Source organism: Bacillota bacterium, from assembly GCA_040755295.1.
Taxonomy (GTDB): domain Bacteria; phylum Bacillota; class Desulfotomaculia; order Desulfotomaculales; family Ammonificaceae; genus SURF-55.
On the sequence record JBFMBK010000008.1, the window covers coordinates 38748 to 49908 of the forward strand.

An 11161-nucleotide genomic window follows, 5' to 3' on the forward strand; every position below is an offset into this window, starting at 1 on the left:
TCAACCCCGCGAAGGAAAGACCGCCCCTTTGCTGGCCGAAGAGACCATGCCCGCATAGCGGCCCAGGTAACCGTGTGAAATCTTGGGCTCCCGGGACGGCAGGGTCGCAAGCCTCGCGTTGATTTCACTCCCGTCCAACTGCACTTCAAGCCGCCGCCCGGGAATATCTATCTCGATCATATCACCGTTGCGCAGCGCCGCGATCGTCCCCGCCGCCGCCGCTTCGGGCGAGATGTGCCCGATGGCCGCCCCGCGGGAAGCGCCCGAAAAACGCCCGTCGGTGAGGAGCGCCACGTCCTTATCCCGGCCGAGCCCCGCCAGCGTAGCGGTCGCGGTCAGCATCTCCCGCATCCCCGGGCCGCCGCGCGGCCCTTCATAGCGGACTACAAGAACGTCCCCCTTCTCGAACGCGCCGTTCATAATCGCCTGCACCGCGTCCTCCTCGCTGTCAAAAACACGCGCCGGCCCCTTGTGCCGCAGCATCTCCGGCGCTACCGCCGCTTGTTTGACCACCGCGCCCTCCGGCGCCAGGTTGCCGAAAAGGACCGCGAGCCCGCCTGTGGGACTGTAAGCTTCGGAAATCGCCCTTATTACCTCCGGACGGCGAACCGCACGCCCGTTTATATTATCTTCCACCTTCCGCCCCGTAACCGTCAGAGCTTCGGTATTAATCAACCCGGCGCCGGTCAATACGTTCATAACGGCGGGAATGCCCCCGGCCTCGTCCAGGTCCTGAAGGAAAAAAGGTCCTGCCGGGTCCAGGCGGCAGAGATTCGGTGTTTTACTGCTGATCTCATTTATCTCCCGGAGGTCGATCTCCACGCCGGCCTCATAAGCGATCGCCGTAAGGTGAAGGATGGTGTTCGTCGAGCAGCCGAGCGCCATGTCGACCGTGAAAGCGTTTCTAACGGCGGCGGGTGTAAATATCTGCGAAGGAGTGAGGTTTTCTTTAACCATCTCCACCGCCCGCATTCCCGACATTTTAGCCAGGCGGCGCCGCGCCGCACTGACGGCGAGAATCGTTCCGTTGCCGGGGAGCGCCATGCCGAGGGCCTCGGTCAGACAGTTCATCGAGTTGGCGGTAAACATTCCGGCACACGAGCCGCATCCGGGGCACGCGACCTCTTCGAGTTCCGCAAGCTCCGCCGCGGTCATCGAACCTGTCTTGACCTTTCCGACGGCTTCGAATACGCTGGTTACAGTAACCTTGCGTCCCTGAAAGCGCCCGGGAAGCATCGGACCGCCACTGACCACAATCGCCGGGATGTTCAGCCTCGCCGCGGCGATCATCATTCCAGGAACAATCTTGTCGCAAGCCGTTACAAAAACAAGACCGTCGAAGGCATGGGCCTCAACCATCACCTCCACGCTGTCGGCGATAAGCTCGCGGGAGGCCAGCGAATACTTCATGCCGCGGTGGTTCATCGCAATCCCGTCACAAATCCCGATGGTCGGGAACTCGACCGGCACCCCCCCGGCCATGCGCACCCCGGCTTTTACCGCTTCACTAATATCCCTGAGATGAATATGCCCGGGGATTATCTCGTTAAAGGAATTGACCACGCCGATGATCGGACGATCAAACTCCGTTTCCGTAAAGCCGAGCGCCTTAAAAAGCGAGCGGTGCGGCGCCTTTTCAAGCCCTTTCTTTACCGTGTCGCTACGCAAAAGCTTAACCCCCTTTTCTCCAAATCTCACTTATAAATCAAACACATCCCTTAACTTTCAACACGCAACTCCTGACTCCGGTGGTTAGAGTCCACCCTACTCCCGGCTTCTATATTCTTACTTTTACCTTCTGGATTCTGAATTCTGACTTCTGGATTCCGACCTTACTTCCCATCCCGAAAGATCTCCGGTCCTTCAACCTTTGTCAGTTCCCGGAACGCCCGGATTAATTCCCAGGTTACCGGTCCCGGGTGACCGTCGCCGATGGGCCGCGCGTCCACCTTGACCACGGGAATGACTTCGGCGCCGGTGCCCGTCAGGAAGCACTCGTCGGCGATAAAGATGTCATGCCTGGTAAAAACCTTTTCCTCTACTGCAATCCCTTTTTCGCGCGCCAGGTCCAGCACCGTGTTTCGGGTTATGCCCTCCAGGGCGCCCAAAAACAGCGGCGGCGTGATCAGCGTCCCGTTTTTGACAATAAAGATATTGTCCGCCGAAGCCTCGGCCACATACCCGTCGGTGGTGAGCATGATCGCTTCCTGGGCCCCGGTTAGATGCGATTCGATCTTAGCCAATATGTTGTTCAAGTAGTTGAGCGATTTAATACGCGGGTTCAGCGCTTCCGGAATGTTACGCCGGGTGGAAACCGTGACGACATCCAGGCCCTTCTCGTACAGTTCCTGCGGGTAAAGTTGTATCGTAGCCGCGATGCAGAAAACCGTGGGTTTTGAACACTTATTCGGGTCAAGTCCGAGATCGCCCTTCCCCCGCGTCACCACGAGCCTGATGTACCCGTCCCGGATGTTGTTCCGGCGGCACGACTCCAGAACGACCTCCTGCATCTGTTTTCTATCAAGCGGGATCTCAAGCAGAATGGACTTGGCGGACTCGTAGAGCCGGTTGAGATGCGCCTGCAACTTGAAGACCCTGCCGTGGTAAGCCCTGATGCCTTCGAAAACGCCGTCTCCGTACAACAAACCGTGGTCGAAGACGGATACCGCAGCCTTTTCTTCCGGAACGAAATCGCCGTCCATGTAGATTAAGAGCCCCATTCGTTTCTTCCTCCTTGGCGTGATAAAAAATATAAACTAAAGCCTCCCGCCTGGTCCGCACTTAGTGCCTGACCAGGGACGAGAGGCTAAAACCTCCGCGGTACCACCCCGGTTGCCGCCACCTCACGGTAAAGCGGCCTCTTTGGTGTGTCGCGCTCAACACACGGTTTTGATAACGGGAAGCCATCCCGGAACAGGCTACTCGGGCACTAACCATTCAGGTGTTTTATCGTCGGGCGCGACGATGAGTAACATATTGCTGCGTCAGCCGAGTGGAGCCGAATCCTCATGTACTTCCGGGTACACTCCGGTTCGCCCCCGCTCGGTCTTCCTTGCAGTACATCACTTCTCGCCGCGTTCCGCCAGTGTAACATGGCGGCTGAATAGTTACCTTTTCACCCTTCGACTCGGGGGTGATTAAGAAACGCACTCCCGCACCGGCTCGCACCAAACCCGGCTCGCTTCGCGGCAAGAAAGCGATCCTTCGTCCCCGTCTTCGTCTTTGACTATTATGACTTCCCACAAGTATACAAAAAACATGCGCCACATGTCAAGTATAAATGTGCCAACTTACCAGACAAGCCCGAACCAAAATATTTTACCACAGAGGCACAGAGTTCACAGAGAACAGAAATACCAAGAATAATTAATGAAAATGAGGACCCGTAAGCTAGTCGCTTAGAAGCAGTAGCATGACACGGACGAAACGTCGCGAGAAGTGATGCAGTGCAAGGAAGAACGTTGGAGACGAACCGGAGCGTACTGGGAGGTACGTGAGGATTCGGCTCCAACGGGCTGACGCAGCAATGCGTCGCTTATCGCGACGCCCTGCGAAAGAAGTACTATGTCCCTAGGAGTTCAAGTATGGCCAGGACCGGCAGGTGGTCCGAAGCCTCGCTGTCGATTCTTTTTACGCCGTGCACCACCCAGTGCGGCGACACGAAAACAAAATCGATCCTCTCTTCGGGTTTCCCTGCCGGAAAGGTGGCAAACGTCCGGTCTGCTTCCAGCGCCGCGTCCCTGAGGCGGGTATAAAGAGGCGCCAGCTCCTCTGCGTCATGCAAACAGTTGAAATCCCCGGTAAGGATAAACGGACGGGATATCCCATCTAAAACCTCGGTTATCATTCCCACCTGCATAACGCGCGCTTCAACGCTGAGACCGAGGTGTGTGGTCAGAAAACTCCACTGCGTGCCGGCATCGGCTATCGTTACCTCCGTCAATCCCCTCTGCTCGCCCTTCCCCGGTAAAACCCAGCGTTTAAACCCCCGCACCGGCAGCCCGCTCAGGATCGCGTTACCGAAAACCGGCAGCCCCGCGGCCTTTAACGTCGCACCGTAAAAAGACCTCATTTTAAGACGCCGCCCGAGGGTAACCGCCTGACAGCGGAAACCGCTGCGCGGTGTATACCCGTCGACCTCCTGGAGCGCCGCAAGGTCGGCGCCGGAAGCCGCAATCACGGCGGCTACCCGGCCGAGGGAAACTTTGTCGTCCAGCCCTTTTCCGTGCCGAATGTTGTAAGTCAATACCTTAAGCACCCTAGTATACCCCACTGACTCGTACCGGTTACCCCGAAGGTCTTTTCAAACATTAACTGCAGAAAACCGTTGGATTGTTTTTCTGCCACAGTTTGTTTTCTCTCTTCGCCTGTTAATGACAGGTTATGTAAACTTAATCCGCCGGGTGTATCTTAAGTTCAAAGTTCAAGGTAAAGAATAACCTCTTCTGAGTGGTTAAGGCGGGCAGAAGGCAGAATATAGAATGAAGAATAAGAATCCGGAACTGCTCAAAACTTGCAACTCGCGACCCGTAACTCGTGACTTCCGACTCCTTCCTTCTTCCTTTTAACTAATTCTACATTCTATCTTTTATATTCTACCTACTACCTAAGGTTTGGAAACAAACCTGCTTCCTTTAATAATGTACCGCCACGGATAGTTTCTAGCCTCGCCCGCATAGTCGATATTGATCCGCGTCGTCGCCTCGACGGCGGCGTCATCGACATCCTCCCCGGTTGTTAAATACAGTTCGGCGCCGCAGAGGTCGGCCCCATAATGCCCGGCTGTGATGCCCATGGCCGCGCAAAGTTTACCCGGTCCGTTGCACAGGTTTACGATCCTTTCGGTCTTGCGTCGTTCCTTCATTAAATCGATGCCTTCAACGGGCTCCAGGGCCCGGACCAGTACCACCTCGGGTCTTTCCTCAACGCTGGCGACGATATTAAAACAGTAATACATCCCATAAATAATAAAAATATAAGCGTATCCCCCCGGGCCGTATTGGATCCGCGTTCGCGAGGAGCGTATACCCCTGTAAGAGTGTGCGGCGGCATCTCCGGGACCCTTGTAAGCTTCCACCTCGACTATCTTGCCCGTGGTTCTTCCCTCAACCGAGTCGTGTACCAGATGCATCCCGAGCAACTCCCTGGCCACGGTCAGGGTATCGCGGCAGTAAAACTCGCGTGGCAGTTTCATTTCGTTATACTCCCTTGACAGCTTGTTTTCAATGGATATTGACATTATAAGGCCAATGCTCCGCAAAATCGAGCGGAAGTACCTTGGTTACATCTATAAGCGCCATAATAGCCCCGGTCTCTAAAAACCGTTGGATTGATAACGGCGGCATAAGCCGTCTTACTTTTTACGGCATCCGGGGTATGGGACACCACACCGCTGTTCTTATGACGGATTGTTGAACACGTGATCGCGGGTCCTTTTTTTTAATTAGATAGATTCTAATTCAGAACAAAAATATGTCAAAATTGCCAACACATTTTTCGTTGAGTGTTATACAATTTGGGTATAAATCCATTTATTTCTTAAAGTAATTATAAATAAGGGGGAGAGCGGGCTGTCGAAAACTGCTAAAAACACCCCCCTCGAAGGAGTCGAAGAAACTCAGCAGTTCCTTCTGGAAACCGCAACCGGCTTCGCGGCGCTGCCTTTAGACAAAGACATCTACCGGTTCACTGCGGCGCGGTTGAAGAAGCTGGTCCACGGCGCCCTTATCGTGATTATCCACTCCTACGACGCGGATTCGGACTGCGTGGTTACCCGTGCTTTGGACGGGAACAAATCAGCCGTAAATTACATCAAGCAAAACATGGGAAACATGGTCGGCCGGTCTTGGAAAATGAAAGATAAGGCCAGGAGTGAGCTTGTCACCGGGAAACTCTTAAAGATCCCCGGCAAACTACACGAGCTTTCCTTTGGTACAATTCAGAAAGAACTTTACTCTTCGATCGAGCAGGCGTTGGACGTCGGCGACATCTTCGTCTTAGGGTTTGCGTGGGAAGGGCGTCTGTTCGGCAACGCGGTCGTCATCATGAAAGAAGGTCTGGAGCTGCCGGACCCGGGCGCCATCGAGATATTCATTAACCTGGCTTCTCTGGCGCTGCAGCGTAAGCTCGTCGTGGACGAGCTGCAGCGGTCGAAAGCCGAACTGGAAAGATCGGTCGAACGGCGGACTTGCGAACTTGCTGAAACCAACAGGGCGCTGCGGTACCAGATCGATGGGCGCGCGAAGACGGTCGAGGCGCTCGAGAAAAGCAACCAGAAGTACCAATTGCTTATGGATCATGCGCCTGTCGGAATCTACGAAATCGACCTGGCCACAAACAGGTTCATCAGCATGAACGGCGCGATGTGCAGGTATCTTGGATACTCCGAACAAGAACTCTTGTCGATGAGCGCTTTTGACATCTTGACGGAGGAGAGCAAAAAACATTTCGCGGAACGCGTCCGGAAAATGATGTCCGGTGAACCGGTTTCCGAGAATTCGGAATATGAGGTCGTATGCAAGGACGGCCGGAAATACTGGGCGGCGATCAAGGCGGCGATTGAATTCCGCGACGGTAAACCGGTCAAGGCATACATCGTGGCAGCGGACATCACCGAGCGCAAAAAAATGGAACAGGATTTGCGATTATCGGAAGAACGTTTCCGCAAGGTGTTTGATGCCAGCCCCAATCCGATTCTCATCACCGTTCTTGAAAGCGGGAGGATCATTGACGTAAATCAGGCCTTCCTGGATAAGACCGGCTATACCCGCGAAGAGGTCATAAGCCGCACTCCCGTCGGCCTCGGCTTCATAGATCAAAGCCAACGCGAGGCTCTAATTCAGACGGTCACCAAGACGGGTTCCGCGAGCGGAGTTGAACTCAGGATTGGCAGCAAGCGCGGCAAGCCGCGCGATACCTTGTATTCCGGAGTTGTTGTTGAAATCAACGGGGATCAGTGTCTGCTGAGCGTGGTGGTCGACATTACCGAGCGCAAGCGGATGGAAGAGGAACTAAGGAATTCCCACGAAAGAATCAACAACATACTGGAAAGCATCAGCGACGGGTTTTACGCCTTTGACGACCGGTGGTGTTTTACATACATAAATAAAAAGTCCGAAGAATTGCTGCCGGGCGGTAAGTCCAGGGAAGAATTATTGGGCCGCAACATTTGGGAAACATACCCCGAAGTTGTCGGTTCCAAACATCACCGTAAGCTTCAAAAAGTAATGTCCGAAAAGGTTGAATCGCACTTTGAAACGCGCTCCGTTTACACTGGGCAATGGTTTGAGGTTCACGCCTACCCCGCCAAAGACGGAATTTCGGTCTTTCACCGTAATATCTCAAAACGCAAAAAACTCGAGGACGAACTAAAACAAAAGAACGACCAGATAACCCATATCCTCGATAGCATCACCGACGCCCTGTACGTGCTGGACACCCGGTGGCGTTTCGTCTACCTGAACGATAAAGGAGAGGAACTGCTGCCGCCGGGCAAAACCAGCCGAGACGTTGTAGGCCGGAATGTGTGGCATCTGTTCCCCGAAATGGTCGGCACCGATTACTACCACGAACTCTGGAAGGCGGTCTTGGAGAAAACCCCGGTGCGTTTCGAAACAACGCACGGATACTCGAAAAAGTGGTATGAGGTCTTCGCTTACCCCTACGCAAAAGGCATATCCGTCCTCGTCCGGAACATTTCTGAACGTAAATCTATAGAAGAACAACTCCGTCTTTCCCGGGATCGTTTCCACACCATTTTCAACGCCTGTCCCGTTCCGATGGTGCTTACATCCCAGGACAGCTACCGCATTGTCGACGTCAACGAGGCCTTCCTCGCCTACGGCTACACCCGCGAAGAGCTTGTCGGACACCCGGGTGGACAGGTCTTCGGAATTGATGAAGCCACGCTCAGAGAGCTGAGGCGGACCATAAAAAAACACGGTTGCATCAGCGGAGTGGAGCTGACCGTGCGGGACAAGCGCGGCGAAGCGCGGCAGGTGCTGTACAACGCGGTCACGATAGACGTCAACGGCGGAAAATGCATCCTGGGCGCTATTGTTGACGTTACCGAAAGAAAGAAACAGGAGCAGGAGATGCTGCGGCTGGAACGCCTCAACCTGGCGGGACAGTTGGCCGCGGTGCTGGCCCACGAAATAAGGAATCCCATCGCCAGCGTAAAGGGTCTTTTGGAACTGGCCGGTTTAAGGGAGGAGGGAGAGTGTTCCTGGTACAGGAGCTACGCGGGCACCATAACCAAAGAGCTTGACCGCGCGAACTTGATGATTAAGGAGTTTCTGAACCTGGCTAAAGAAAAACCGATCATCCAGACCGTGCAGAACCTCAACGCGGTGGTGGAATCGGTGCTTCCGCTGATCAAGGCCGACGCCAATGCCGGTGAAAACGGGCTCAAAACAGACCTTCAGCCCGTCCCGGACCTGCTTCTCGACGAACAGGAAATCCGCCAGGTAATCCTGAATCTGACCCGCAACGGGTTTCAGGCCATGCAGCCGGGCGGCTGCATGACGGTACAAACCTTCGTTGAGGGTGACAAAGTGGTACTGGCGGTGACCGATCAGGGCAGCGGCGTAAAGGCAGAATTCGTCGAAAGGCTCGGCGAACCGTTTTTCTCGACCAAGGAGTACGGCACCGGCCTTGGATTGTCCGTATGTCACCGGATAGCCCAGCGGCATAACGCACTGGTGTCGTTCGAAACCGGTCCCGGCGGGACCACCTTCTACGTCAAATTTAAAATCCCCTACAACGGCCGTACTCTGAATACCGTTTCCTGAACCGCCTTTCCTAATTAGAACCTGCTTGCCCGAGTGCTGTCCTTCGCGTAAACCCACGCTGTCGCCCGGCCTTCATAAACATCCACTACCCGCCGGCAGAAGAGCGGGCAACCTCCTTGGCAAACCCGGCGTTAGGATGAAAATCGTCCCGGCTGTGCGCGTATCTGCCTTGCATGTGTTTACCCGCCTTTGGTCTCCATGGCGTAAAAGCATTATCACCGCAAAAAATAAGCCAAACCGCGGGTTATGTCGCGATTCGGCGCGGGTGAGCAAACCTGTAAGCCGAGTTCCAAGGAGGAAACAACCAAGGGTCTCTTGGCGCACGTCTTCAAGGAGTTTGAGGGTTTTCAGGGTCCGCATGCCGTGCGGGCCCGCGAAAGTCCATATTCACCAAACTGAACGGCATAGGCGCGGCATCCCTTTTCCCCTCGCCGATAACCACGACGCCATCCATATCCACAGATTGAAGTGCAAACCCCATAGCATCCACCGCTGCTTGATCAGCAGATTCTTTGTCTCCACGACCCATCCGGTGAGCGGCGGCCATGGCTGCGGCCTCCGTGACTCTAACCAGCTCGAAAGCGAGGTTGCGATCCATAGGTTCTCGCAGGTAGGCACCTCTTGTTGCTTAGATAATTATAGGGAGACAGTTCTCTTGAGTGGGAATGAAAGCGGCGCGGGCATCTAAGGTGCGGATTCGGTGGCTGGGACATTCCCGTCGACTTCCTCCGCCTTTTCGGCCCGAGCCTGCTGATGCAAGCCTGCAACCATATCGTTAGGGTCGGCTAAGATAGTCACCGCCGGACCCACCTGCAGATTCCCTACCCGAATTACGGCTCCCGCCTCCGTCAATCCAGAGAGATCCACCTGAATGTTGGCCGGGAGGTCGGCCGGCAAACATTCGACCATCACTTCGCTCAGCGACCGCAGCACTGTCACGCCGCCTAGGGTGCCCAGCGCGGCTTCATTGACGAAATGGAGATGAACAAGGGTCTTTAGCTTCTCAGTTGCCGTTACCTGGTAGAAATCCACATGGATGGTTTCCCCGCCGACGGGGTTGCGCTGCACCTTCTTGATGAAGGCTTGGACTGCGGGCTTGTTTGCCACCTTCAACAAAAAAATGCTGTTCGAGCCGCAGCGCAACAGCTTCTGCAACGCCGCGCCGTTCACCTGAAGCGCCACCGACGGCTGATTATGGCCGTACATAATGGCCGGAACGAGCCCCTGTTGACGGAGCCGTTTAACATGCTTCCCAGATATGGTTCTTTCTTCTGCCACCAGTTCCAATTGTTCCAATTGATTACTCATAGCTCTCCTTCCACAACTCGGTCCCGCACGGGCCGCGAGCGCGGGGTATTTTTAATGGGCAGCACAGCCGCTCGCCCGGCCTCATTCCTCGGCTGAAGGCCTGCGTGCCCGATTCGGGGTGCTCAATGTTCTTGCGATGAAACGCATTTCCTGTTCATAGGTTTAACCTCGCTCCTATTGGTTAGCACATTATCACAGAGGGCCTTTTGATAACGGTTTGGTCCCAGCGCGCCCGGGATAATGAGAGTCTTGGAGGACACCCCTCCGAAGGAGTCCGGAGTCCTTCGGACCAAAGCTCCGGCCTGACGGTACATCAGGGCCTCGGCACCGGGCCCGCCGCTCCCTCGGCCATATCTTCATCCTGCGCGATGGGGGGATCCTCTCCACCGCAGTCACACCCTGCGCGGTCGTGATTGCGCTGCAGTAATCCGAGCAGTTCTCCAACGGTGACCGTGCGTTCGACCGGGTGCTTTAGGGGTAGGGAGGTGTTCAGCCGGTATCGGTTGCGCCGGCCGACTTTCTCCCGCTGGATATAGTGTTCGGTTAGGAGGTCCGCCACGATCTTACGTGCTGCGCGCTCAGTGATCCCCACCGCCTGAGCTATCGCCAGGCCGGTGCTGTCCGGATAGCGACCGATGTAGGTGAGCGCCAACCCGTGGTTTGTCAGAAAGCTCCATGAGGCCACCGTACTACCCCCCCAAAGCGCTTCCACGGTCATTGCCATTTCCCGAAAAAATGGTGTAGCCGTAAACACGAATAATGATGCAGGATTTACAATTCATGTATTATGCTCTATTATAGCATATGTGGAAGGAAAATGCGAACCCTTCCTCAATACACTTTTGATGGGAGCTTACTATCTACAATCTATGGCCTGGCGTAAAGGCGGCGCCGTCCATTATCCTGGCCTCTTACCCAGATCGCGAGGCCGGCCGGCTCGCCTTGCGGAGCATCCGGCGCAGCCGCTTCCGGCGTGCAGGCGCAGTGTCCAGCACTCCCGGTGGGCGAATCGTCGTCGAGGACAACGGACTCTCCCCGCATTGGGGCGGCCTGATGGGCGGGCT

Annotated in this window: 8 protein-coding genes and 1 pseudogene; 1 reads left to right on the forward strand and 8 read right to left on the reverse strand. The window is 55.2% G+C overall.

Translation table 11 applies throughout. The annotated features are described in order from the left end of the window. The 4 genes from ilvD to AB1500_07530 all read right to left on the reverse strand — a co-directional run bounded on the left by ilvD (window position 1) and on the right by AB1500_07530 (window position 5194). Window positions 1-1668 carry a dihydroxy-acid dehydratase gene (gene ilvD / locus AB1500_07515; GenBank protein MEW6183011.1) on the reverse strand — a complete coding sequence of 556 codons (1668 nt, stop codon included), beginning with the start codon at window positions 1666-1668 and terminating at the stop codon, window positions 1-3. Between the two features lie 164 nt (window positions 1669-1832). Further along, window positions 1833-2720 (reverse strand): branched-chain-amino-acid transaminase, encoded by an 888-nt coding sequence (gene ilvE / locus AB1500_07520; GenBank protein MEW6183012.1) that lies wholly within the window; start codon window positions 2718-2720, stop codon window positions 1833-1835. An 842-nt stretch (window positions 2721-3562) separates the two neighbouring features. Next, window positions 3563-4258, reverse strand: coding sequence for an endonuclease/exonuclease/phosphatase family protein (locus tag AB1500_07525; GenBank protein MEW6183013.1), 696 nt, complete (start codon window positions 4256-4258; stop codon window positions 3563-3565). Between the two features lie 348 nt (window positions 4259-4606). After that, entirely contained in the window at window positions 4607-5194 is a 588-nt protein-coding gene (locus AB1500_07530; protein ID MEW6183014.1) for a DNA-3-methyladenine glycosylase, read from the reverse strand. A 505-nt stretch (window positions 5195-5699) separates the two neighbouring features. On the opposite strand from AB1500_07530, the gene AB1500_07535 reads away from it, so the two are divergent. Beyond that, a complete protein-coding gene (locus AB1500_07535; GenBank protein ID MEW6183015.1) occupies window positions 5700-8789 on the forward strand; it encodes a PAS domain S-box protein in 3090 nt (1029 codons plus the stop codon). 397 nt (window positions 8790-9186) lie between these two features. Here the strand turns inward: AB1500_07535 and AB1500_07540 are convergent. The 4 genes and pseudogenes from AB1500_07540 to AB1500_07555 form a co-directional block, all read right to left on the reverse strand. Further along, window positions 9187-9387: pseudogene (locus tag AB1500_07540) on the reverse strand (fructose-bisphosphatase class II). Between the two features lie 86 nt (window positions 9388-9473). Beyond that, window positions 9474-10097, reverse strand: coding sequence for a 50S ribosomal protein L25 (locus tag AB1500_07545; protein ID MEW6183016.1), 624 nt, complete (start codon window positions 10095-10097; stop codon window positions 9474-9476). Between the two features lie 313 nt (window positions 10098-10410). Next, complete coding sequence (locus tag AB1500_07550; protein ID MEW6183017.1) at window positions 10411-10782, reverse strand: AsnC family transcriptional regulator; 372 nt, start codon at window positions 10780-10782, stop codon at window positions 10411-10413. Between the two features lie 182 nt (window positions 10783-10964). Continuing rightward, complete coding sequence (locus AB1500_07555; GenBank protein MEW6183018.1) at window positions 10965-11138, reverse strand: hypothetical protein; 174 nt, start codon at window positions 11136-11138, stop codon at window positions 10965-10967. Between the last annotated feature and the right edge of the window lie 23 nt (window positions 11139-11161).

What these genes read in the sequence shown, in the direction of transcription:
- AB1500_07530 (MEW6183014.1), bottom strand. Translation starts at nt 5,194, where the DNA reads ATGAAACTGCCACGCGAGTTTTACTGCCGCGATACCCTGACCGTGGCC.
- AB1500_07555 (MEW6183018.1), bottom strand. Translation starts at nt 11,138, where the DNA reads ATGCGGGGAGAGTCCGTTGTCCTCGACGACGATTCGCCCACCGGGAGT.
- ilvE (MEW6183012.1), bottom strand. Translation starts at nt 2,720, where the DNA reads ATGGGGCTCTTAATCTACATGGACGGCGATTTCGTTCCGGAAGAAAAG.
- AB1500_07545 (MEW6183016.1), bottom strand. Translation starts at nt 10,097, where the DNA reads ATGAGTAATCAATTGGAACAATTGGAACTGGTGGCAGAAGAAAGAACC.